Source organism: Xanthomonas sp. GW (assembly GCF_014236815.1).
In the GTDB taxonomy this organism is placed as follows: domain Bacteria; phylum Pseudomonadota; class Gammaproteobacteria; order Xanthomonadales; family Xanthomonadaceae; genus Xanthomonas_A.
This window is the reverse complement of record NZ_CP051189.1, coordinates 2,238,629-2,259,884: the sequence shown is the minus strand read 5'-3', so window position 1 is coordinate 2,259,884 and position 21,256 is coordinate 2,238,629. Positions and strand designations below refer to the sequence as shown.

The 21,256-nt window shown below is 68.2% G+C and carries 25 protein-coding genes; 9 read left to right on the top strand and 16 right to left on the bottom strand.

Annotated features, from left to right (window positions below; genetic code table 11):
* Positions 1-5: 5 nt before the first annotated feature.
* The 11 genes from HEP73_RS09510 to HEP73_RS09460 all read right to left on the bottom strand — a co-directional run bounded on the left by HEP73_RS09510 (position 6) and on the right by HEP73_RS09460 (position 12,759).
* Complete coding sequence (locus tag HEP73_RS09510; RefSeq protein WP_185822988.1) at positions 6-1,460, bottom strand: WS/DGAT/MGAT family O-acyltransferase; 1,455 nt, start codon at positions 1,458-1,460, stop codon at positions 6-8.
* A gap of 123 nt (positions 1,461-1,583) precedes the next feature.
* Positions 1,584-3,008, bottom strand: a complete 1,425-nt coding sequence (locus HEP73_RS09505) for a cryptochrome/photolyase family protein (protein ID WP_185822987.1) — start codon at positions 3,006-3,008, stop codon at positions 1,584-1,586.
* A gap of 102 nt (positions 3,009-3,110) precedes the next feature.
* Positions 3,111-4,268, bottom strand: a complete 1,158-nt coding sequence (locus tag HEP73_RS09500) for an HD domain-containing phosphohydrolase (protein WP_185816155.1) — start codon at positions 4,266-4,268, stop codon at positions 3,111-3,113.
* Positions 4,265-5,371, bottom strand: coding sequence for an HDOD domain-containing protein (locus HEP73_RS09495; protein WP_185822986.1), 1,107 nt, complete (start codon positions 5,369-5,371; stop codon positions 4,265-4,267). Before HEP73_RS09495 ends, HEP73_RS09500 begins: the two co-directional genes overlap by 4 nt.
* A gap of 3 nt (positions 5,372-5,374) precedes the next feature.
* On the bottom strand, positions 5,375-6,508 hold the full coding sequence (locus tag HEP73_RS09490; RefSeq protein ID WP_185822985.1) for a sensor histidine kinase: 1,134 nt from the start codon (positions 6,506-6,508) through the stop codon (positions 5,375-5,377).
* Between the two features lie 2 nt (positions 6,509-6,510).
* On the bottom strand, positions 6,511-7,620 hold the full coding sequence (locus HEP73_RS09485; protein WP_185822984.1) for an FIST N-terminal domain-containing protein: 1,110 nt from the start codon (positions 7,618-7,620) through the stop codon (positions 6,511-6,513).
* A 175-nt stretch (positions 7,621-7,795) separates the two neighbouring features.
* Positions 7,796-9,214, bottom strand: coding sequence for a replicative DNA helicase (locus tag HEP73_RS09480; protein ID WP_185816151.1), 1,419 nt, complete (start codon positions 9,212-9,214; stop codon positions 7,796-7,798).
* 217 nt (positions 9,215-9,431) lie between these two features.
* Positions 9,432-9,986: an NADPH-dependent FMN reductase gene (locus HEP73_RS09475; protein ID WP_185816150.1), complete on the bottom strand. Its 555-nt coding sequence runs from the start codon at positions 9,984-9,986 to the stop codon at positions 9,432-9,434.
* A gap of 91 nt (positions 9,987-10,077) precedes the next feature.
* Positions 10,078-10,617: a GNAT family N-acetyltransferase gene (locus tag HEP73_RS09470; protein WP_185822983.1), complete on the bottom strand. Its 540-nt coding sequence runs from the start codon at positions 10,615-10,617 to the stop codon at positions 10,078-10,080.
* 60 nt (positions 10,618-10,677) lie between these two features.
* Positions 10,678-11,841, bottom strand: a complete 1,164-nt coding sequence (locus HEP73_RS09465) for an acyl-CoA dehydrogenase family protein (RefSeq protein ID WP_185822982.1) — start codon at positions 11,839-11,841, stop codon at positions 10,678-10,680.
* A gap of 105 nt (positions 11,842-11,946) precedes the next feature.
* Positions 11,947-12,759 carry a glycine zipper 2TM domain-containing protein gene (locus HEP73_RS09460; protein WP_185816147.1) on the bottom strand — a complete coding sequence of 271 codons (813 nt, stop codon included), beginning with the start codon at positions 12,757-12,759 and terminating at the stop codon, positions 11,947-11,949.
* Between the two features lie 174 nt (positions 12,760-12,933).
* On the opposite strand from HEP73_RS09460, the gene HEP73_RS09455 reads away from it, so the two are divergent.
* From HEP73_RS09455 to HEP73_RS22425, 5 genes are all read left to right on the top strand, one after another.
* Entirely contained in the window at positions 12,934-13,173 is a 240-nt protein-coding gene (locus tag HEP73_RS09455) for a DUF6116 family protein (protein WP_185816146.1), read from the top strand.
* Between the two features lie 6 nt (positions 13,174-13,179).
* Positions 13,180-13,962, top strand: coding sequence for a TatD family hydrolase (locus tag HEP73_RS09450; RefSeq protein ID WP_185816145.1), 783 nt, complete (start codon positions 13,180-13,182; stop codon positions 13,960-13,962).
* 50 nt (positions 13,963-14,012) lie between these two features.
* A complete protein-coding gene (locus tag HEP73_RS09445) occupies positions 14,013-14,459 on the top strand; it encodes a hypothetical protein (protein WP_185816144.1) in 447 nt (148 codons plus the stop codon).
* Positions 14,460-14,462: 3 nt separating this feature from the next.
* Entirely contained in the window at positions 14,463-14,897 is a 435-nt protein-coding gene (locus HEP73_RS09440; RefSeq protein WP_185822981.1) for a tetratricopeptide repeat protein, read from the top strand.
* A gap of 190 nt (positions 14,898-15,087) precedes the next feature.
* A complete protein-coding gene (locus tag HEP73_RS22425) occupies positions 15,088-15,240 on the top strand; it encodes a hypothetical protein (protein WP_221899391.1) in 153 nt (50 codons plus the stop codon).
* Positions 15,241-15,288: 48 nt separating this feature from the next.
* Here HEP73_RS22425 and HEP73_RS09430 read toward each other — a convergent pair whose 3' ends face one another.
* The 3 genes from HEP73_RS09430 to HEP73_RS09420 all read right to left on the bottom strand — a co-directional run bounded on the left by HEP73_RS09430 (position 15,289) and on the right by HEP73_RS09420 (position 17,032).
* A complete protein-coding gene (locus HEP73_RS09430) occupies positions 15,289-15,444 on the bottom strand; it encodes a hypothetical protein (RefSeq protein ID WP_185822980.1) in 156 nt (51 codons plus the stop codon).
* Between the two features lie 329 nt (positions 15,445-15,773).
* The gene (locus tag HEP73_RS09425) at positions 15,774-16,061 is read right to left on the bottom strand and encodes a hypothetical protein (RefSeq protein ID WP_185816141.1); all 288 of its coding nucleotides are present in this window, start codon (positions 16,059-16,061) and stop codon (positions 15,774-15,776) included.
* Positions 16,062-16,198: 137 nt separating this feature from the next.
* On the bottom strand, positions 16,199-17,032 hold the full coding sequence (locus HEP73_RS09420) for a tRNA threonylcarbamoyladenosine dehydratase (protein WP_185816140.1): 834 nt from the start codon (positions 17,030-17,032) through the stop codon (positions 16,199-16,201).
* A gap of 95 nt (positions 17,033-17,127) precedes the next feature.
* Here HEP73_RS09420 and HEP73_RS09415 point away from each other — a divergent pair, with 95 nt between their 5' ends.
* The gene (locus HEP73_RS09415; RefSeq protein ID WP_185822979.1) at positions 17,128-17,553 is read left to right on the top strand and encodes a hypothetical protein; all 426 of its coding nucleotides are present in this window, start codon (positions 17,128-17,130) and stop codon (positions 17,551-17,553) included.
* Between the two features lie 153 nt (positions 17,554-17,706).
* Positions 17,707-18,183 (top strand): glycine zipper 2TM domain-containing protein, encoded by a 477-nt coding sequence (locus HEP73_RS09410; protein ID WP_185822978.1) that lies wholly within the window; start codon positions 17,707-17,709, stop codon positions 18,181-18,183.
* A gap of 98 nt (positions 18,184-18,281) precedes the next feature.
* Here the strand turns inward: HEP73_RS09410 and HEP73_RS09405 are convergent, their stop codons facing one another.
* Complete coding sequence (locus HEP73_RS09405) at positions 18,282-18,497, bottom strand: cold-shock protein (RefSeq protein ID WP_046979462.1); 216 nt, start codon at positions 18,495-18,497, stop codon at positions 18,282-18,284.
* A gap of 234 nt (positions 18,498-18,731) precedes the next feature.
* Here HEP73_RS09405 and HEP73_RS09400 point away from each other — a divergent pair, with 234 nt between their 5' ends.
* Both HEP73_RS09400 and HEP73_RS09395 read left to right on the top strand, forming a co-directional pair.
* Entirely contained in the window at positions 18,732-19,217 is a 486-nt protein-coding gene (locus HEP73_RS09400; RefSeq protein WP_185822977.1) for a DUF456 domain-containing protein, read from the top strand.
* Positions 19,218-19,345: 128 nt separating this feature from the next.
* On the top strand, positions 19,346-20,497 hold the full coding sequence (locus HEP73_RS09395; protein ID WP_185822976.1) for a phospholipase A: 1,152 nt from the start codon (positions 19,346-19,348) through the stop codon (positions 20,495-20,497).
* A 73-nt stretch (positions 20,498-20,570) separates the two neighbouring features.
* Here HEP73_RS09395 and HEP73_RS09390 read toward each other — a convergent pair whose 3' ends face one another.
* Entirely contained in the window at positions 20,571-21,206 is a 636-nt protein-coding gene (locus HEP73_RS09390) for a glutathione S-transferase family protein (RefSeq protein ID WP_185822975.1), read from the bottom strand.
* Positions 21,207-21,256 lie beyond the last annotated feature (50 nt).

Sequence of the window (21,256 nt, the reverse complement as noted above, 5' to 3'; positions counted from 1 at the left end):
CCCGTTCAGGAAGCCGGCAGCAGCGCGTCCGCATCCGCTGCGCGCAGCGGATGATCCCAGTCGCCCATCAGCGCCAGGTACAGCAGCTTCTCGAATTCGGCACCGATCCGGCGCATCACCGCATCCGGGTCGGGAATCAGCCGCGCGTCGCCGATCAGGCCGAAGTGCACGCGGTGGTTGTAGCTCATGATCGACACGCCGACCCCGATCGAGCCGGTCTGCGGCACCCAGAACATCATCTCGCGCACGCGGCTGCCGGCCAGGTACAGCGGCTGCTGCGGTCCCGGCACGTTGGTCGCCACGGTGGTCGCCTTGCGGCTGAACAGGTCCAGCGCCAGCGACTGCAGCGCCGCCGGCGCCATGCCCACCGCGGCCAGCAACCCGAACACCACCATCGCCTGCCGCGACTGCTTGAGCTGCTGCATCGACTCGGCCACGCGCTGCACGCGCCGCACCGGATTGTCCTCGCCGACGGGCAGGTCCAGGAACACCAGTCCGAAATGGTTGCCGAGCTTGCGCGCGTGTTCCAGCGGGCGCAGGTTGACCGGTACCGTGGCGCGCAGGGTCACCCCGTCCAGCTGTTCGCCGCGCTCGAGCATGTAGTCGCGCAGGGCGCCGGCCATGGTCGCCATCAGCACGTCGTTGACCGTGCAGTCGCAGGCGCGGCCGACCGCCTTCACTTCGTCCAGGTCCAGCGGCGCGGCCCAGGCCACCCGCTTGCTGACCCCCAGGCGCCCGCGCAGCAGCGTCGGCGGATCGTCGGACAGCAGCAGCGCATTGGCCAGTTCGCGGCCGATCAGGCCGCCTTCCTTGGCCAGCATCTGCGCCAGGTTCGGGTCCTGGTACATCTCGCGGCCCTTGTCGAGCATGCGTCCGCCCAGTTTCAGGTAGCGGTCGATGGCCCCGACCCGGCGCACCACCTCCTTGCCGTCGTCCTTCAGCCAGGCGCGGCCGAGCTGCGCCGCGGGCTCCGGCACCCGCTGCATGTCGGTCAGCGACAGCAGCACCTGCACCAGGGCGATGCCGTCGGCGTAACTGTGGTGGATGCGCGCGACCAGCGCCGAGCCGCCTTCGTAGCGTTCGATCAGATGGAACTGCCACAGCGGCTTGGTCTTGTCCAAGGGCGTGGACGCCATCTGCCCGGCGAAGCGCTCCAGCGCCTTCTTGCCGCCGCGCCCGGGCAGGGCCGACAGGCGCACGTGCCAGTCCAGGTCGAAGTCGTCGTCGTGTTGCCAGTAGGCGCCGGTGGCGGTGTCCACCGGCTTTTGCTGGAAGCGCGGAAACGACAGGAAACGCTTGCGCACCAATTGCTTGAACTGCGACAGCGACAGCGCCTCGTCGAGCATCAGCACGCCGGTGATCATCATCGGATTGGTCGGCCGCTCCATCCGCAACCAGGCGGTATCCACACGCGACATCGGTTCGCGCCGCGGCTTGCGGCGGGCTGTGCTGGTGGCCATGCATGCTCCCTGTGCGTGGCCGGAGTGAATCATGGCGCGGCAAAGGGCGTCAATCGCGGCCCCCTGCCCTGCGCTGCCGCGGTTCACCCCGAGCGCAGCAGGCGCGCACGGCGTTGGCCCGCGTCAGCCGCCGCCGCTTGTCTCGCGGTAGGCGGCCAGCGCGGCGTCGCGTCCGGCGGCCAGGTCCACGATCGGCTGCCGTGGATAGTGCGGCGCGCTGGTGGCCAGGCGCTGCGGCGACAGCCATGGCGCGAAGCGCTCGGCCACCGGCAGCGCCGCCAGTTCCGGCACCCAGCGCGCGATGTAGCGGCCCTGCGGATCGAACTTCTGCGCCTGGGTCACCGGATTGAACACGCGGAAATACGGCGCGGCGTCGGCGCCGGTGCCCGCCACCCACTGCCAGCCGAGGGTGTTGTTGGCCAGGTCGGCATCGACCAGCGTATCCCAGAACCAGCGCGCGCCTTCGGACCAATGCACGCGCAGGTGCTTGCACAGGTAACTGGCGACGATCATCCGCACCCGGTTGTGCATCCAGCCGGTGTGCCACAGCTCGCGCAGGCCGGCATCGACGATCGGCACGCCGGTGCGGCCGCGCTGCCAGGCCTGCAGTTGCGCCGGATCCGGCGCGGCCCAGCGGAACCGGGCGAAGCGCGGATTGAGGTTGTGCTCGGGCGTGGCCGGGAAATGGTGCAGCAGGTGATGGGCGAAGTCGCGCCAGCCGAGTTGGCGGATATAGGCATCGATCGCAGCGCCGCTGGCGGCGCTTCGGTGCTTTTCCAATTCGGCGACGATCCGCCACGGCGCGATCTCGCCGAAATGCAGGTGCGGCGACAGGCGCGAGGTGCCGACCTGGTCGGGACGGTCGCGGCCGGCGACGTAGCCGCGCAGCGCGCCGTCGACGAACACCTCCAGCGCTTCGTGCGCACCCGCTTCGCCCGGTTGCCATACCTCCCAGAAGCCGCGGTCCCAGCCCAGCGCCGGCGCCAGTCCGAGCTGCTGCAGCGGCAGGCTGTGCAAGGCCGCCGGCGGTGGCGGCAACGCGTTTGGTGCAGGCTGCAACGCAGGCACCTGCCAATGGCTCAGCGCGCTGCGCCAGAACGGGGTGAACACCTTGTACGGCCCGCCCTGCTGGGTCGCCAGCTGCCACGGTTCGAACAGCAGCGCACCGTTGTGGCTGTGCACCTGCAGGCCCTGCTCGCGCAGTTCGCGCTTGAGCCGGGCGTCGCGCGGCTGCGTGGCCGGTTCGTAGCGGCGGTTCCAGTAAACCGCGACCGCGCCGCATTCGGCGATCAGCTCGCGCAGCACGGTCTCGGCCGGGCCCTGGCGCAGGATCAGTCGCGAACCCAGCGCGTGCAGTTGCGCGTCGAGCGCGGCCAGCGAGCGCTGCAGCCAGCTCAACGAGGCCGCGCCGGCGGCCCAGGCACCTTCGTCGCCGGGACTGTGCACATACACCGGCACCGGCGTATGCCCGGCGGCCAGCGCCGCGTGCAACGCGGGGTGATCGTGCAGGCGCAGGTCGCGCCGGAACCAGACGATGGCGTAGCTCATGCGCAGGATGGGTCGGAAAAGGACGCGCAAGGATACTCGGCGCCGGCGCGCAGCCGGCGTGAGCGCGCACGGCACCGGCTCGGGTGCCGGCTGGCGCGCCGATTAGGCGGCGACCGGCGCGCCGGACTGTTCCTGGTTGCCGTAGCTGACCAGCAGCGGCTCGACGATGGCGCCGGCCGCCTGCAGATTGCGCAAGGCCAGGATCGAGGTGAGGCTCAGTTCGGTGCCGTGCGCCAGCAGCATCATGCCGCGCTTGGATACCACGTCCTGCTCCAGGCGCCAGCCCGGCACCAGGTCGCAGACCTTGGCCTTGCGGATGCCGCTGCGGGTATTGAGCTGCAGGTCGGCGAGCGCGTCGATCAGGCCGCGCGGCAGCGGCGGCTCGACCTTGCGCAGTTCCTGCACCGCGTGCGCCAGCGGCAGCTTGCGCGCCAGCCCGCGCACCAGCAGCAGCGAGGCGCGCAGCAGGTGTGCGCCGCGGACCACGTCCGGCGCGGCGTCGGCCGGCGGCGGCAGCGCCTGGTAGCGCACGATCTCGGCCACCGGCTGCATGCGCGGGATCGCCGTCAGCAGCCGGTACGCGACCAGCGGGTGGCCATCGATCAGTTTCTGCTCTTCCTCGGACAGTTCGTCGCCGGCGATCTCGCGCTGCACGATGTCGCCCGGCACGCTGACGCAGCCGATGTGGCTCAGCGCTGCGGCCACTTCCACCATCCAGCGGTTGGGCCACGGCAGCTTGGCGGTGACGTGGCTGACGCAGGCCTGCAGTTGCGCCGAGCGCTGGAACGCCCACGGCGCGACCATCGACAGCACCTCGGTGAGCATGCGCGTGGTGCCGGCCAGCGTGGTTTCCAGCAGCTCGCGTTCCAGCAGCGTGGCGCGATGCAGCGCCACCGCCTGCTCCAGCGCGGCGACCAGTTCCTCGGTCGGGCACGGCTTGCACAGGAAGCGGAAGATCGCGCCCTGGTTGATCGCGGCGATCGCCGAGGTCGCATCGGCCTGCCCGGTCAACAGCAGGCGCACGCTGTCCGGCGCGCGCGCGCGCGCCGCGGCCAGGAACGCGGCGCCGTCCATGCCCGGCATGCGCATGTCCGACACGATCGCCGCGAATGGCGGACCGGCGGCGATCGCGGCCAGCCCGGCCTCGCCGCCGTTGGCGGTGACCACGTCGAACTGGCCGAACAGGTTGCGCTCCAGCGCCGCCAGCAGATTGGGTTCGTCGTCCACGCACAGGATGCGCGGCAGTTCCGGTTCGCTCATGGCCCGACCTCCGCTTCGCGAATCTGCGCGCACGCCGCCTGCCACTGCGGCAACTGCGCGGCCACGCCCATCGCCTGCAGGTATTCCAGGTCCGGCGCCCGGCCTTGCGCCAGCGCGACCGCCACATGCACCACGCCGATCGCGTCGAACTGGCGATGCTCGACCCGGCGCGGCGTACGATGATGCGCGACCGCCTCGACGATCGCCCCAGGCAGGCCCCACACGCCGAGCAGGTAGGCGCCGATCTCCGCATGCGACGGAAAGCCGCGGCCATGCGGATCGGCATCGCGGCACAGCCGCGCGATGTCCGGCAGCAACGCGCCGACGTTGGCCAGCAGCGCCGCGGTCGTGACCACGTCCTCGGCGGCATGGCCCTTGCCGACTGTCGCCGCCAGCCGCGACGCGCGTACCGCGTCGGCGCGGATCGCGTCGGCCGAGTCGCCGGCGTCGCTGTGGAACACCTCGCTGGCCAGCACCAGCGTGCGCAGCAGACCGATGCCGATGCGGTTGACCGCGTCCTTGACCTCGGCCACGCGATGACCGTTGCCGAAGAACGCGCAATTGGCCAGCTGCAGCACCTTGGCGGCCAGCGCCGGGTCGCCTTCCACCACCGCGGCCACCTGCGCGACGCCGGCAGCGGGATCGCCGAGCAGGTGGTTGAGCCGCGCGAACATGCGCGGCGCCGACGGCAGCCCGCCGATGCGTCCGGCCACCGCCTGCACCGCCGGATCGTCCAGCAGCACCTGCAGCGCCACCGCGCGATCGATCGCTTCGATCAGCGCATCGCCCTGGCAGGGCTTGGCCAGGAACTGATGCGCCACGTCCAGCGAACGCAGCGCCGCTTCCTGTTCGGTATGCCCGGACAGGATGATGCGGATGGTGCGCGGGCAACTGTCGCGCACCTGGCGCAGCAGTTCGGCGCCGTCCATCATCGGCATGCGCATGTCCGAGACCACCACGTCGGCCGGCTGCGCCTGCAGCGCGACCAGCGCCTCGGCACCGCTGCCGGCGAACGCCACGTCCCAATCGCGATCGGCCATGAACATGGTGCGCTCGAGGCCGGCCAGCACCTGCTTCTCGTCGTCGACGAACAGCACGCGCATCGTTCAGCCCGCCGCCGCGTGCAACGGCAGCCGCACCACGAAGGTGGTGCCGCGCTGGTCCGCCGATGGTTCGAAGAAGATCCGTCCCTGGTGCTTTTCCACCACCGCCGAATAGGCGATCGCAAGGCCCTGGCCGGTGCCCTTGCCGACCGCTTTGGTGGTGAAGAACGGATCGAACACCTTGGTCCGGATCGCCTCGGGAATGCCCGGACCGTCGTCGCTGACGCACAGGTCCACGTGGCTGTCGCCGGCCCGGCGCAGGATGATGCGGATCCGGCCCTGCTCGCGTTCGCCCGGCACCAGCGTGTCGCCGATCGCATGCGCCGCGTTGACCACCAGGTTCAGCAGCACCTGGCCGATCTCGTCGCGCAGGCATGGCACCAGCGGCACGTCGGCGGCGAAATCGGTCTCGATCTCGGCCACGTACTTCCATTCGTTGCGGGCGACGGTGATGGTGGTGGCGACCAGTTCGCGCAGGTCCACCGGCTCCTTCTCGCCGGCCGAAGGATGCGAGAAGGTCTTCATCGCACTGACGATCTTGGTGATGCGGTCAAGCCCTTCCAGCGACTGCTGCAAGGCCTCGGGGGTCTGCTTGCGCAGGTACTGGAACTTGGACGAGCTCACCTGCGCGTCGAGCGCGGCTACCAGCTCCGGCGCCACGCCCTGCGCGCGCGCCGCATCGACGATACCGAAGGTCATGTCGAACACGTGGTCGAGGATCTGCTTGGCCTTGCACACGAACGCGACGTTGTCGCGCACGTACTGCGCCGGCGTATTGATCTCGTGGGCGATGCCGGCGGCGAGCTGGCCGATCGATTCCATTTTCTGCGCCTGCAGCAGCGCGACCTGGGCCTTGCCGAGGTCGTCCAAGGCATGCTCCAGTTCCTGCCGCTCGCGGTTCAGTTCCTGGGTCTTCAGCGCGACCACCTTGCCCAGCGCGATGTTCTGCTGCAGCGTCGCCAGCGGCGAGGCCACCGCATCGTCGCGCGCGGTGACCCGCTTCTTCAGCACCGCGATCACCTTGTCGCGCGCGGCCAGTTGCCGGCGCAACTCGGCGATCAACGCCGTCTCGCCGCTCTCCGGCGGCGCGGCAGCGGCATGCGCCAGGAACGGTACCGTCGCTGCATCTGCGGACATGCTCATCTCCCGATCGCCACGCCAGTAAAGGTCTGATTGACGTGCAAGCCGTTGAACTGCTCGCCGTAGGTGGAAAACCCGAACACGCTTTGCCGCGCCATGAACGCGCCGACCTGCTGCTGCATCTGCGACTGGCCGAACTCCAGCCGGCGCAGGATGCAATCGCAACCGATCACCAGCGCCGGGTCGGGTATCGTCTCGTGCACCTCGGCAAAGGCCTGCTGCAGCGTTTCCATCACGTCCACCGCCTGGCCGACCGACACCACCATGCCCTCTTCCACCGCGCAGTAGCAGGTCATCGACAAGTCCTCGTTGACGCGCAGGATCGAACGCACGTAAGGCTCGCCGCTCAAGGTCAGCAGCAGCGGATAGGTGGAGAACACCTTCGGTTCCAGCGCTTCCAGCGGCACACCGATCGCCTGCGCATAAGCCAGCGCGGCCGGCTCGCCGTTGATCTCGCGGATCAGGCGCCGCTCCGGATCGGCATCGGTGACCACCAGCTCGATCTCGCTGGCGACGAAGTGCTGCAGCTTGAACACCACGAACGGATGCCGCGAATGGAACAGGGTCAGCACCGCCGCATCGGCCAGGAAGCGGCCGTCGTAGTAAACCAGGGTGCGCTCGAAACGCAGGTTGTCGCCGGCCGAGCCGCCGAGCAGCGGCACGTCGCCGATCATCCGGTACAGCGCCGCCGCCAGGTATTCCTCGCAGGTGGACAGCCCGTCGACCAGCAGCAGCGAGAAGCATTGCCCGGCCTTGTCGGCCGTCGCCGCCTGCACCGTCTCGGCCACCACCGCGACCTGCGCCTGCAGGTCGCTGAGCGGCGCGATCAGCAGCGGCTGCGCCTGCAGCACGCCACCGCGCAGGCCGGCGACCAGGATGCCGTTGCTCTGGAAGCCCTGCTCGCCAATCTGGCCGGCGGCGGTGCAGCCGATCACCGGGCAGTCGAAGCCGGACTTGATCGCCGGCCCCAGCGCGTCCAGATCGTATTCGGCGTCGCAGAACAGCAGCAAGGCGTCCAGCGGCGCGGTGCCCAGCTGCGCACGCAACGCGGCGACCGCGGCGACGGCATCGCGGTCGGCGGTTTCCGCATGGGTGACGGTCAGCGGCATGGGCGGGGATCCGGGAAGGGTTCCCTCCCGGTATCGACCATCACGGATTGAGGTTGAGCGCTGTCACAGCGCTCTGTGACAGACGTATCGCTGTGCTGGATGAATACGCGCGCCGCCGGCTGCTTCTACCGCAACGCAGCAATCGCGCGACCGGCATCGTGGTCGCGTGCGGCGCTTACTCGAACGCGCCCACCGAATCGTGCGACAGATTGTCGAAGCGGGTGTATTCGCCGAAGAACTTGAGCTTGCACGAGCCGGTCGGGCCGCCGCGATGCTTGCCGATGATGATCTCGGCCAAGCCCTTGTCCGGCGAATTTTCCTTGTTGTAGTAATCGTCGCGGTAGATGAACACGATCATGTCCGCGTCCTGCTCGATTGCGCCGGATTCGCGCAGGTCGGCCATCACCGGGCGCTTGTCGGTGCGCGTTTCCAGCGAGCGGTTGAGCTGCGACAGCGCGATCACCGGCACGCCCAGTTCCTTGGCCAGGCCCTTGAGCGAGCGCGAGATCTCGGAGATCTCGGTGGCGCGGTTCTCGCTGTTGCCCGGCACCGACATCAGCTGCAGGTAGTCGATGACGATCAGCCCCAGGTCGTGCTCGCGCTTGAGCCGGCGCGCCTTGGAGCGCAGGATCTCCGGCGACACGCCGGGCGTGTCGTCGATGAAGATCTTGGTTTCCTTCAGCATCTTGATCGCGCCGGTGACCCGCGCCCAGTCCTCGTCCTCGAGCTGGCCGGTACGCAGGCGCTGCGCATTGATGCGGCCGTTGGAGGAGATCAGGCGCATCGCCAGCTGCGAGGCCGACATTTCCATCGAGAACACCGCCACCGCCTTCTTCGACTTGATCGCGGCGTACTCGGCGATGTTCAGCGCCAGCGTGGTCTTGCCCATCGCCGGACGCGCGGCCAGGATGATCAGGTCGGTCGGCTGCAGGCCGGCGGTCATCGCGTCGAAGTCGCTGTAGCCGGTGGGCAGGCCGGTGATGTTGCCGCCGTTCTCGAAGCGGCTGCGCAATTCCTCGAACGCGTCCTTCAACGCGCCGGGCATGGCCACGAAATCGCTGCGCCCGCGCGCGCCGGCTTCGGCGATCTTAAATACCGCCTTCTCGGCGCTGGCCAGCAGCTCGGCGCTCTCGCGCCCTTCCGGCTGGAAGCCGTCGTTGACGATGCTGGTGCCGACCTCGATCAGCTGCCGCAGCACCGCCTTGTCGCGCACGATCTCGGCGTAGGCGGCGATGTTGGCCGCCGACGGCGTGGTGCTGGCCAGTTCGATCAGGTAGGCGCCGTCGCCGACCATCTCCAGCTTGCCCTGCGACTCGAACCACTCGCCCAGGGTCACCGCATCGAACGGACGGCCCTTCTCGGCCAGCTCGCGGATCGCGCGGTAGATCAGCTGGTGGTCGCGCCGGTAGAAATCGTTGTCGGTGAGCTGGTCGTTGACCCGGTCGTAGGCGTCGGGCGCCAGCATCAGGCCGCCGAGCACGGCCTGCTCGGCCTCGATCGAATGCGGCGGCACGCGCAACTGATCGATACGCGGCTCGCTGCGTTCGCCACGCTCGCTTTTGCGGTCGCCGCGGTAGCCGGGACGGGCGGACATGGGCTGGATCTTCTCTCTGGGGGACGCGGTCGGCGGGGTCGGCGCCGATGGCGCGACCCGGCCGGCCATCTTAGTCAGCGGCGTGCGGCGCGGCTAGGGACAAGTCTGTGGACAACCCGTTGAGAACTGCGCACAGGCCGCGCCACGCAAGGCGATCGCCGCAGCGCCAGCATTGCCGCCATCGGTCGCAGCGGCTGCGATCGCGCGTTCGTGCCGGCTAGGCCTGCAGTTCGTCGACCCAGGCGATGAACTTGTCGACGAAGCCCTGCAGGAACTTGCGCGTGTCGGCGTTGCCGATGCTGCCGTCGGCCTCGATCAAGCCGTCCGTGAACTGCAAGAACACCTCCGGCTGGCCCAGCACCGGCATGTCCAGGTAGGCCAGCACGTTGCGCAGGTGCTGCTGCGCCAGCGCGGTGCCGAGCGCGCCGGGCGAGACCCCGCACACCGCCGCCGGCTTGCCGGCGAAGGCGCTGTCGCCATAGGGCCGCGAGCCCAGGTCGATCGCGTTCTTGAGCACGCCGGGGATCGAGCGGTTGTATTCGGGGGTGACGAACAGCACCGCGTCGGCGTTGCTGACCTGCGCCTTCAGCCGCTTGCCCTGCTCCGGGTAGTCGTGGTCCTGGTCCTGGTCGTACAGCGGCAGGTCGCCGATCTCCACGTACTCGAAGCGGGCACGGTCGCCGACCAGTTTCTCCAGCGCCAGCGCCAGGCGCCGGTTGAACGACTCCTTGCGCAGGCTGCCGACGAAGACGGCGATGCGGTACTGGCTCATGGCGTACTCCTGACCGATTTGGGGCTTGCAGCCTAGCCGCCGGCGCGGCGCGGCCAGGTGAATACGGCCGAGGCGACCGCCGCCAGCCCGCTCAGCGCCGCGCCTGCCAGTCCGCGCGCGACTGCCCCCACACTTCCACCTCGTGCGCCTGCATCGGCTCGGGCAGGCGATCCTGGCGCAGGTAGCGCGCGCCCAGCTTGGCCGCCACCGCCTTGGAATTGGCGTTGTCGGCGGCGATGGTGTGGATCACCTCGGTCCAGCCCAATTGCGCGAACGCCCAGTCGATCGACGCGCGCGCCGCTTCCGGCGCATAGCCCTGGCCCCAGTACGGGCGCGCGATTCCCCAGCCGACCTCGGTCCCCGGCCAGCCATGCGGTTGCCACGGCCCGATCCGGCCGATCCACTGCCCGCTGCGCTTCTCGATCACCGAGAACATCGAAAACCCTTGCAGCTGCCAGCTGCCGACCAGCGCCGCCAGCGCGCGCCAGGCCACCGGCGGCGATTGCACGCCGCCCAGATGGCGCATCGCCTCGGCATCGGCGGTGAAACGGCAGAAGTCCGCGAAATCCGCCGCGCTCGGCGGGCGCAGCAGCAGCCGCTCGGTTTCCAGTCGCAGATCGAAAATGCTCATGCCCTCGCCTCCTCGTGCCTGTCAATTGCCCCGGGCGCCACGCCAGCGGCGCGCGCCGGTTCAGAACGCATTGATGCCGGTCAGCTCGCGGCCGACCACCAGTTGGTGCACGGTCTCGGTGCCTTCGTAGGTGATCACCGACTCCAGGTTCAAGGCATGGCGGATGGCACCGTACTCGGTGGTGATGCCGGCGCCGCCGAGCAGGTCGCGGCACTCGCGGGCGATGTCCAGCGCCATGCGCACGTTGTTCCACTTCGCCAGCGACACCTGCGCCGGCTGCAGCGCGCCGGCATCCTTGAGCCGGCCCAGCTGCAGCGCCAACAGCTGCGCGCCGGCGATGCGCCGGGCCATGTCGGCCAGCTTGATCTGCGCGCTCTGCGTGGCCGCCAGCGGGCGTCCGAACAGGATGCGCTCGCCGGCATAGGCCAGCGCCTCGCGCAGGCAGGCGATCGCCGCGCCGATCGCGCCCCAGCTGATGCCGTAGCGGGCCTGGGTCAGGCAACCCAGCGGACCCTTCAATCCGCGCACGCCCGGCAGCCGCTGCGTGTCCGCCAGGCGCACCTCGTCCAGGAACAGCGCCGAGGTCACCGAAGCGCGCAGGCTCATCTTGTGCTCGATGTCCTGGGTCGCGAAGCCGGGCGTGCCAGCTTCGACCAGGAACCCCTGCACCCCGTCCTCGGTCTGTGCCCACACGATCGCCACGTCGGCCAGGCTGCCGTTGGTGATCCACATCTTGCTGCCGCTCAGGCGCCAGCCGTCGCCATCGCGCACCGCGCGGGTCTGCATCGCGGCCGGGTCGGAACCGCCCTGCGCCTCGGTCAGGCCGAAGCAGCCGATCGCGGTGCCGGCGGCCATCGCCGGCAACCAGCGCTGCCGCTGCGCCTGGCTGCCATAGGCGTGGATCGGATACATGCACAGCGAAGACTGCACGCTGACGAAGCTACGCAGGCCGCTGTCGCCGCGTTCCAGTTCCTGACAGATCAGGCCGTAGCAGACCGCATTGAGTCCGGCGCCGCCGTCGGCGGGCGGCAGCGTGGCGCCGAGCAGGCCCAGCTGCGCCAGCTCCGGCACCAGTTCGGCGGGAAACCGCGCCTGGTCGAACGCATCGCCGATGATCGGCAGCACCCTGGCATCGACGAAGCGCGCCACCGCCTGCTGGATCGCGCGCTCTTCCTCGCTCAGCAGCGAGGCCACATCGAACAGATCGTCGCAAGGCAACGGCATGGCGGGACTCGGCAGGCGAAAGCCGCATTGTATCGGCGCGCGCGCGCTCCGGAAAAGGAAAGGCCGGCACTTGGCCGGCCTTTCCTCGCTGCTGCTGCGCGCAGCTCAGCGTTGGCTGATCACGTCGCCGGCCGAGGCGGTCTGGGTGACCAGGCGCCCGTCCAGCACCGGCAGGCGATCGCTGCTGGGCTTGTCGTCCATGCGCACGGTCTTCTCCTGGCCGTCGTAGCGGTAGGTGACCTCGTAGCCCTTGACCACGTCGTCCTTGCCCAGGGCGATGCGGCTGCCCGGCTTGCTGTCGGTGCGCATGGTGCCGGTGCTGCCGTCGTCGTTGCGGTAGGTCACGTTGTAGCCGGTGACGCGCGAGGACTCGGCGGTGCTGTTCTCGGTGTGGCACTGGCGCTCGGTGCGATCGACCACGCGGCCGCCTACATGGTTGCGGTCGACCTGGTTGCCGATGAAGCCGCCGGCCACGGCACCGGCGGCGGTCGCCGCCTTGCGGCCGTTGCCATGGCCGACCTGGTTGCCGAGCAGTCCGCCGACCACCGCACCGACCACGGTGCCGCCGACGTTGCCGTCGCGCTCGGGCAGGCGCTCCTGCACCACCACGTCGTTGCAGACCTGGCGCGGGGTGGTGGTGGTGGAAGTCTCGCGCAGCGGCTCGGTGCCGATCACCTCGGCGTAGCGCTGTTCCTTCTGCGTGATCGGATCGACCCGCACCACATCGGCGTATTCCAGCTTGCCGGCGACGCCGTTGCTGGCAACCGCGTCGCCAGACACGCTGTCGGCGGCCGGGCGCACGTCGCCGCTGCCGGCGAACTCCTGCTTGTCGCGGTTGTTCATGAAGGCCGCAGTGGCCACGCCGCCGACCAGCAATGCGCCAGCCGCGACCAGAATGGTTGTCGTATTGCTCTTCATCGTGTTCTCTCCTGCGGTCTGGCCGCGTTGTCTACGGTGCTGTGATTACCATGCCGAAGCTGAACCGATCCGCTCCCTATTCAGCAAAAATCCGCAGCGCGGTCTGGTGCGATGCCTGGAAAGGCGCCATATCAAGCGTGTTAGCGTTTTCATCACCCTGCCGGAGGATCGTCCATGCCTAACCCGATCGTGCTGCCATTGCTGCGCTGGGCCGGCAAATTGCGCTACCCCACGCTGTTCAAACTGACCGCCGGCCTGTTCGTGCTGAGCGTGCTGCTGCCCGACCCGCTGCCCTTCATCGACGAGATCGTGTTCGGCCTGGGCACCTTATTGCTGGCCAACTGGAAGACCCGCACGCCTGCGCCCGTCGAACCGGAACCCATCGCGTCCACCGCGCGACGCATGCGCCGCTGACCGCCGATGCGCCTGATCGACAGCCACTGCCATCTCGACGCCGCCGAGTTCGACGGCGACCGCGCCGCGGTGATCGCGCGCGCGCAGGCGGCCGGCATCGCCGCGCAGGTGCTGCCGGCGGTGACGGCGGCGTCCTGGCCGAAGCTGCGCGAGGTCTGCACGATGGCCGACGGCCTGCACCCGGCCTACGGCCTGCATCCGCTGTTCCTGGACCAGCACCGCCCTGAGCACCTGCCGATGCTCGGCGAGTGGATCGCGCGCGAGCGACCCTGCGCCATTGGCGAATGCGGGTTGGACTTCTTCGTCGACGGGTTGGACGAAGCCGAGCAGCAGCGGTATTTCGCCGGCCAGCTGCAGCTGGCGCGCGAGTTCGACCTGCCGGTGATCGTGCACGCGCGGCGCGCGGTGGACGCGGTGATCCTGGCGATCCGCAAGGTCGGCCGCCTGCGCGGCGTGGTGCACAGCTTCGCCGGCAGCCCGGAACAGGCGCGGCAACTGCAGTCGCTGGATTTCCTGATCGGCCTCGGCGGCCCGGTCACCTACGAACGCGCACAGCGGCTGCGGCGCTTGGCGGCCGAACTGCCGCTGCAGCAGTTGCTGCTGGAAACCGACGCCCCGGACCAGCCCGACGCCTCCATCCGCGGCCAGCGCAACGAACCGGCGCGGCTGCGCACGGTGCTGGACACGATCGCTGCGCTGCGCGGCCAACCCGCCGCCGAGATCGCCGAACAGACCACGCGCAATGCGCAGCAGTTGTTCGGTCTGGGTGCGAGTGCCGAGCCAGCGTGACGGCTCGGAAATGGAGCGGCCTGCGGCCGGCACACTGCAGGGAAACAGACATGGAATCCATAACGAACGCACAGTGCCAACTCTGCAAGGAGCGCTTCGCTCTGGACACGCAACAGCGTGTGTTCGTCATGCCGCTGCTGGCAAAGGGCCAGCGTTTCATCATGATCGAGTGCCGGTGCTGCGGCGCGTCCACGCAGTACGTCGCGATGGCCTCCGTCACCAAGCCGCAGGACCACGAGGCACCCTATCGCTGCCCGCTTCCACGATGCGCGGGATGGGTCGATTGGATCGATGCCGAGTCGCCGCCGTTCTGGGGCTGCGGCGAGTGCGGCAGCGTCTGGCATGAGGAGCGCGATTTCCAGAAGCGAATTTCGGACATCGTCGCTCGCTACCCTTATCGTGCAGACAGCTACAAGAGAATCGCAGGCAAATGGCTGCCCGCTGCGCTGGACGCAGAATCGGCGGACTACGAAGAACGCATCGACAAGGAGCCGTGACGCATGGAAGACCTGGCAAACGCAAACCCCGAGCTGGCCAAAGACATCATGGGCATCATGGAGTCCGGCAATGCGCTGGACGAGCGCGGCGACAAAGACGCCGCCCGGTCGGCATACCAGCGCGCCTGGGACTTGCTGCCCGAGCCAAAACTGGAATGGCCACCATTGTCGGCGTGGATCACCGGCTCTTTCTACAATCTGCATTTCGACAGCGCCGACTTCGCCGCCGCCAAACAATGGGCGCAGAAGTCGCTACAGGCCCGCGAATCGGATATCGACACCGGCCCCTTGATCGACCTGGGAATGGCGCACTTCGAGCTGGAAGAATATGCCGAGGCCTATCGCTATTTCGAACAAGCCCACCGCCTCGGCAAGGCAAGAGCCTTCCAGGAACGGCCAAGGAAGTACCTCGCGTTCTACTTGGAAAACCAAGCCTGAAAAGGCGGCCACTCCATGTCATCAGAGTTCATGCTGCTTTTCAAAGACGACAACTGGCGCGCCGCCAACCTGGACGCAATACGGCAACAGATCACCGGCCTGGAGACGTTTCCCCAGTGCTGCGACGACATCCAGTCAGTTTCGATTGGTTGGCACGGAACCCAGACATTCGGAAAACTGGAGCCACGACGTGCGACTGTTCCTGAAAAAGGACCACATCTTCTTGGAAATCACCGCCCATCCGCCCAGCATCGAAGCCGATCTTTCCGCTCTCTTCGCCTGGATCAGGGTACGCACCGACCTCTCCATCGTCGACGACGCCGGCGTGCCATCAGGCTGGTAACAGCGAACCGGTTGCCGGGCCCATGAGGGCATGCAACGGCTTTGACCGTTACTGCGCTTCCAGTTCCGACGCCGTCGCCGTTGCCGCCTGCTCCCGCCTGGGCTTCAACAGCACCTCCAGCGCCTTTCCGGCCGCGACGAAGGCGGCCGAACCCGGCGCCGCAGCCAGGTTAAGAGGCGCGTCCGGCCCCAGCCAGCAGATCACGCGGGCTTACTGGCGGGCTAAATGCCGTTCTCACCCGCGCCCAATCACGCTTGTTTTTTATACGGCGTGAAAAAGCGCTTAGCGGCATAGAAGCCCAATCCTTTATAGCTTTTGAATTTTCGTTCGATCATGGCGTCGGCCAATGCTTTGGAAATTAAAATACCCCCCGACTCACTCTCGCGTGCAACTGCATCCATTCCTTGCGCACTAGCATGAAGCCAAATTTCATTAAAGTATAGGATTGAGCCACTGCCTGAGCGCTCTGCAATCGACTTGCAGTAATCACGTGCGACAGTGCCCGGCGCCTGGCCCGATCCGCATACCGTTGACTAGAACGGAAGAGTCCTTTTGATCGGCGCGAATTTCTCCATCGCCGCCCCCTTGGCTCTCAAGTGCTCCATTGCGTCGTCAAGGCTCGAAAATTCCCTGACCTCCTCGTCCTCGCCATCTTCGAATATGTCCATTGAAGACTCGGCGACCGAGAAGCAATACGTGCAATAGACGCCGCCCTGCCGCTTTATGGCGTACTGGAACAGGAACGAAATTCCATCGATCCGGCGGAACTCTTCGTAGCCGCGCCGTTTTCCTGCGTCGAGCGCCTCCTCCAATCCGTTCACCGATCGGCCTCATCGCGGGGATGACGGTCCGCAGCGACGTACCCGGCCCATGCCTCGAGCATGCGACCTCGTCGTTGCGCTTCGGCCGACATGGGCCGCTCACCATACGGACAGCATCTCCTGCGCAGCACCGCCGGTTACTCGGCCGCCAGTGCCGACTCCGGCACCGCGGCAGCCTGCGCCCGCTTGGGCTTGAGCAGCATCTCCAGCGCCTTGCCTGCCGCGGCGAAGGCGAATGCGCCGGTGATATGCGTGGCCGCGCCGAGCCCGGCGCCGCAGTCGAGATTCAGCGCCGCATCCGGCCCCAGCTGCGGGCGCAGCCCGCAGACGCTGCCGTCGGCCTGCGGATAGCGCACGTTCTCCAGCGAATACACCGCCGGCACGCCGAAGTAGCGCTGCGGGTTCTTGGGGAAGTTGAACTCGCTGCGCAGCTTCTTGCGGATCAGCGCCAGCATCGCGTCGTGCTCGGTGCGCGATACGTCGCGGATGCGCACCAGGGTCGGGTCGGTGCGCCCGCCGGCCGAGCCCACGGTCAGCAGCGGCAGCTTGCGGCGGCGGCACCAAGCGATGGTCTCGACCTTGACCCGGAAGCTGTCGCAGGCATCGATGACCAGGTCGAAGCCGGTGCCGAGCAACTCGGCGATGTTGGACGGGGTCAGGAAGGCCTCGACCGCGGTCGCCTCGATCGCCGGGTTGATCGCCACGCAGCGTTCGGCCATGGCCCGTGCCTTGTTGCGCCCGTACTGCCCTTCCAGCGCCGGCAACTGGCGGTTGGTGTTGGACACGCAGATGTCGTCGGCATCGATCAGGGTCAGATGGCCGACCGCCGACCGCGCCAGCGCCTCCACCACCCACGAGCCGACGCCGCCCATGCCCACCACCGCCACGCGGCATTGCGCCAGGCGCTCGATGGTCCCGCGCCCGTACAGCCGGTCGATGCCGGCGAAGCGCTCACGCAGTTGTTCGTTCATGCGCGCAGTTTATTTCATCGGCGACGACGCGGCGGCGGCGCCACGCAGCTCGGCGGCCGGCGTACTATCGCGCTTTCCTTCCGCCAGCCCGCCCCATGGCCAGCCCGCCCGCCTCCACTGCCTCCCGCTACCTGTTCGTGCTGCTCGCCGGCATCCTGATCGGCCTGGTGGCGACGGTGATGGCGATGCGCGCATTGCAGGCGCGGCAGGATCCGTTCCCGCGCAGCCTGATGCAGGTGATGGACAAGCAACTGGCCCTGCTGCAACGCAGCCATGCGCAGAACCGCTGCAGCGCCGCCGACCTGCAGGCGCGCGTGCACACGCTGCGCCTGCTCGGCAACGACCTGGAAACGGCGTTTCCCGGACTCAGCGACGACAGCCGCTTCCAGCAGCATGCCGGGGCGCTGCGCGCCACGCTGGATGCGGCGCAGGCCCCGCTGCCGACCACCTGCGCCGCGCTCGACCAGCTCACCCACCGGATCGACGAAGGCTGCGAGGCCTGCCATCGCGATTTCCGCTGACCCGCCATCGCGCTTCTCGATGAATTCCCCCTGACGCTGCAGCGCGTCGGCAACCCAAGCGGGTGGCGATTGGCGTTGCATTCACACGCTGGCGAACAGGATGCGTGCAAACGCGGGGCTGCCGCGGTCCACCGTCTGTCGAGGAGAGCACACATGAAGATTCATCTACTGGCCACTGGCGCCGTCGCCGTTCTGGCATTGGCCGGCTGCGCCACGTCGCCCGGCTACGGCGGCGGTGGCGGCGGCTACAGCCAGCCGTCGCGCGGTTATTCGGACAACCGCTGCGCGGACTGCGGCATCGTGACCCGCATCGACACGGTGGGCTCCGGCCGCACCGCGCCGACCGGCACCGGCGCGGTCCTGGGCGGCATCGTCGGCGCGATCGCCGGCCATGAGATCTCCGACCACACCGGCGGCAGCAAGGGCAACCAGAACGTATCGGCCGTGGCCGGTGCCGCCGCCGGCGCCCTGGCCGGCAACCAGATCCAGAACAACGTCACCAGCGACAGCTACGACCTGCACGTGCAGATGGACGATGGCCGGGTGATCGTGGTCAACCAGCGCGATCTGGCCGGGATCCGCGAGAACACCTATGTACGCGTGGTCAACGGCCGCGTGGTGCCGCGCTAAGCGCACCCGCTGCCAGGCGTTTGCCGCAATGCAAAAAGGCCCGCACTGCGGGCCTTTTTGCTGGGCGTGGGCTCGGCGCCGGGCCGGGCGCGCCGGGGTCAGACCGGCTGCACCGCGTCGGCCTGCAGGCCCTTCTGGCCCTGCACCACGGTGAAGCTGACCTTCTGCCCTTCCTTCAGGCTCTTGAAGCCTTGGGTCTGGATCGCGCGGAAGTGCACGAACACGTCCTCGCCGTTCTCGCGGCTGATGAAACCGAAGCCCTTGGCATCGTTGAACCACTTCACGGTACCGTTTTCGCGATTGCCGTCAGTCATGGACTTACTCCTTGAAACAGTCTCAGGGGTGGGTACGCCGTGGGTTCGGCGGCTGGTTGCAAGGAGGAAGCGAGGTATAACGCTGTAGCGGATCGTCTGGATCTACCGCATCGGGCCACGATTCACGGTGACCTTTGCAAACGCAGCGGCTGAAAGTTACCGCGGCGAAAATGAAAATGCAATCAGCAAAAATACCCTTTCTGTCAACCCCAAAATCGCCCCGGAGCACACCGCGTGGATCCTACGTTCATCTACTACATCCTCGCCGGCCTGCTGGTGGTACTGGGCCTGGCCGGGGTGGTGCTGCCGGCCCTGCCGGGGATGCCGCTGCTGTTCGCCGGGCTGGTGCTGGCGGCCTGGGCCGACGGTTTCCAGCGCGTGGGCTGGGTGATGCTGACGGTGCTCGGCGTGCTGACCCTGCTGTCATTCCTGGTCGACTTCCTTGCCACCGTGTTCGGCGCCAAGCGCGTGGGCGCCAGCCGCAAGGCGCTGTGGGGGTCGGTGCTGGGCAGCGTGGCGGGCCTGTTCTTCATGCCGATCGGCCTGTTCGTCGGCCCCTTCGTCGGCGCGCTGGCCGGCGAGTACTGGCATGGCCGGCAGCTGCAGCAGGCGACCAAGGTCGGCCTCGGCACCTGGCTGGGCATCGTGCTCGGCACCGCCGCCAAGCTGGCCCTGGCGCTGGCGATGGTCGGCCTGTTCGCGGCCGCCTGGCTGTTGTAAGGCATGGCATCGGTGTCGCGAGATGAACGCGTGATGACCCTGTTGTGCCAGCTGCTGTATTTTCGCAACCGGCTATTCACCTCGGCAGCGCACCACCGCCCGCGCCGCCCGTTTTCGAGAGAACCTGCATGATCCATCGCCCGGCCCGTCCCCTGTTGCTGCTGTCCTTCGCGGCGATGCCGCTGGCCCACGCCCAGGAAGTGATGCCCACTCCTGCCTCGCCCGAAGCCTGCGTCGCGATTTCCAGCGATGCCGCGCGCCTGTCCTGCTACGACCAGGCGCTGTCGCGCCGGGTCGCCGATCCGCAGGCCGCCGATGCGGCGGCGAAGATGGCCAGCGAGACCCAGAAGCAGCAGCTGGATGCGTCGATTCCGCAGGACGCCGGCCTGGCCCAGCGCACCCGCCAGCGCACCGCCTCGCTGTTCAAGGACGACCGCTACGACGCCACCATCGCCAACGCCGGCAAGGGCTCGTTGCTGGACAGCCGCTGGGAGCTGGCCAAGGATTCCAAGCTGGGCAACTTCCAGCTGCGCGCCTACAAGCCGGTGTACCTGCTGCCGGCGTTCTGGACCAGCAAGAAGAACGAAACGCCGTCCTCGCCGAACCCGAACAACACGGTGACCACGGCCGAGCCGCTGGACAGCATCGAGGCCAAGTTCCAGCTCAGCTTCAAGACCAAGATCGTGGAGAACATCTTCGGCGACAACGGCGACCTATGGGGCGCCTATACCCAGAGTTCGCGCTGGCAGGTCTACAACAGCGAGCAGTCGCGGCCGTTCCGCGAGACCAACTACGAGCCGGAACTGGCGCTGGTGTTCCGCAACAACTACAGCCTGTTCGGCTGGAAGGGTCGGATGACCGGGATCCAGCTCAACCACCAGTCCAACGGCCGCAGCGATCCGTTCTCGCGCAGCTGGAACCGGGCGATCCTCAACATCGGCCTGGACCGCGAGAACTGGGCGCTGGTGCTGCGTCCGTGGTACCGGATCCCGGAGAGCGACCGCCAGGACAACAACCCGGACATCGAGGACTACATGGGCCGCGGCGACGCCACCCTGACCTACAACCGCGGCGGCCACGAGATCTCGCTGATGGCGCGGCATTCGCTGCGCAGCGGCGACCGCTCCCACGGCGCGGTGCAGCTGGACTGGGGCTTCCCGATCAGCAACCTGCTGCGCGGCCATGTGCAGGTGTTCGACGGCTACGGCGAGAGCATGATCGACTACAACCATCGCGCCACCTACGTAGGCCTGGGCGTGTCGCTGCTGGAGTGGTACTGAGGCCCGAACGGCCTCGCAACGCAATCGCGCGGCGGCCGTCAGCGGCCGCCGCGCCACATCGCCGCCGCCGGACTCAGGTCCAGTCGGTCAGGCCTTCGCGGCGGTAGGTTTCCTGGAACGCAGGACGCGCCTTCATCCGCTGCGCATGCGCCTGCAGCGCCGGCCAGCTGTCGCTGGGCCGCGGCATGTTGCGCGACCAGCGCATCATCATCGTCAACATGAAATCGGCGGCCGACAGCTGCTCGCCGAGCAGGTACGGGCCATGCGCCCCCAGGTGCTGCGCGACCTGTTCCCAGGCCGCCTCCAGCTTCCGCTGCGCCTGCACCTTGCTGGCGTCGACGTTGTCGGCACCGGCCGGCTCGTCCGGATAGAACCAGGCGCGGTAGGCCGGCTGCAGCGTGTTGGCGCAGAACAGCATCCAGCGGTAGTAGTCGGCGCGCGCCGGACTGCCGGGCGGCGGCGCCAGCCCGGCCTGCGGATGCAGGTCGGCCAGGTGCAGCACGATCGCAGCCGCCTCGGTCAGCACCTGCCCGTCCAGCACCAGCGTGGGCACCACGCCGGCCGGATTGAGCTGCAGGTACTCCGGTGCCTTGTGCTCGCGCCGTTCGAAGTCCAGGGCGTGCAGCGTATGCGGCACGTCCAGCTCGATCAGCAGCCAGTGCACCACCAGGGCGGCGGTGCTGGGCGAGTAGTACAGGGTGGCGCTCATGCAATCTCCTGGTAAGTCGCCGAAGCCGGATGACCACGGCCGCGCCAGTC

Excerpts from the sequence above, each read along its gene's own strand:
- HEP73_RS09420 (WP_185816140.1), bottom strand. The coding sequence starts at position 17,032 with ATGAACGAACAACTGCGTGAGCGCTTCGCCGGCATCGACCGGCTGTAC.
- HEP73_RS09455 (WP_185816146.1), top strand. The coding sequence starts at position 12,934 with ATGCCTAACCCGATCGTGCTGCCATTGCTGCGCTGGGCCGGCAAATTG.
- HEP73_RS09500 (WP_185816155.1), bottom strand. The coding sequence starts at position 4,268 with ATGAGCGAACCGGAACTGCCGCGCATCCTGTGCGTGGACGACGAACCC.
- HEP73_RS09470 (WP_185822983.1), bottom strand. The coding sequence starts at position 10,617 with ATGAGCATTTTCGATCTGCGACTGGAAACCGAGCGGCTGCTGCTGCGC.
- HEP73_RS09510 (WP_185822988.1), bottom strand. The coding sequence starts at position 1,460 with ATGGCCACCAGCACAGCCCGCCGCAAGCCGCGGCGCGAACCGATGTCG.
- HEP73_RS09460 (WP_185816147.1), bottom strand. The coding sequence starts at position 12,759 with ATGAAGAGCAATACGACAACCATTCTGGTCGCGGCTGGCGCATTGCTG.
- HEP73_RS09405 (WP_046979462.1), bottom strand. The coding sequence starts at position 18,497 with ATGACTGACGGCAATCGCGAAAACGGTACCGTGAAGTGGTTCAACGAT.
- HEP73_RS09465 (WP_185822982.1), bottom strand. The coding sequence starts at position 11,841 with ATGCCGTTGCCTTGCGACGATCTGTTCGATGTGGCCTCGCTGCTGAGC.
- HEP73_RS09395 (WP_185822976.1), top strand. The coding sequence starts at position 19,346 with ATGATCCATCGCCCGGCCCGTCCCCTGTTGCTGCTGTCCTTCGCGGCG.
- HEP73_RS09485 (WP_185822984.1), bottom strand. The coding sequence starts at position 7,620 with ATGCCGCTGACCGTCACCCATGCGGAAACCGCCGACCGCGATGCCGTC.
- HEP73_RS09410 (WP_185822978.1), top strand. The coding sequence starts at position 17,707 with ATGAAGATTCATCTACTGGCCACTGGCGCCGTCGCCGTTCTGGCATTG.
- HEP73_RS09490 (WP_185822985.1), bottom strand. The coding sequence starts at position 6,508 with ATGTCCGCAGATGCAGCGACGGTACCGTTCCTGGCGCATGCCGCTGCC.
- HEP73_RS09440 (WP_185822981.1), top strand. The coding sequence starts at position 14,463 with ATGGAAGACCTGGCAAACGCAAACCCCGAGCTGGCCAAAGACATCATG.
- HEP73_RS09450 (WP_185816145.1), top strand. The coding sequence starts at position 13,180 with ATGCGCCTGATCGACAGCCACTGCCATCTCGACGCCGCCGAGTTCGAC.
- HEP73_RS09480 (WP_185816151.1), bottom strand. The coding sequence starts at position 9,214 with ATGTCCGCCCGTCCCGGCTACCGCGGCGACCGCAAAAGCGAGCGTGGC.
- HEP73_RS09505 (WP_185822987.1), bottom strand. The coding sequence starts at position 3,008 with ATGAGCTACGCCATCGTCTGGTTCCGGCGCGACCTGCGCCTGCACGAT.
- HEP73_RS09415 (WP_185822979.1), top strand. The coding sequence starts at position 17,128 with ATGGCCAGCCCGCCCGCCTCCACTGCCTCCCGCTACCTGTTCGTGCTG.
- HEP73_RS09445 (WP_185816144.1), top strand. The coding sequence starts at position 14,013 with ATGGAATCCATAACGAACGCACAGTGCCAACTCTGCAAGGAGCGCTTC.
- HEP73_RS09390 (WP_185822975.1), bottom strand. The coding sequence starts at position 21,206 with ATGAGCGCCACCCTGTACTACTCGCCCAGCACCGCCGCCCTGGTGGTG.
- HEP73_RS09475 (WP_185816150.1), bottom strand. The coding sequence starts at position 9,986 with ATGAGCCAGTACCGCATCGCCGTCTTCGTCGGCAGCCTGCGCAAGGAG.
- HEP73_RS09495 (WP_185822986.1), bottom strand. The coding sequence starts at position 5,371 with ATGCGCGTGCTGTTCGTCGACGACGAGAAGCAGGTGCTGGCCGGCCTC.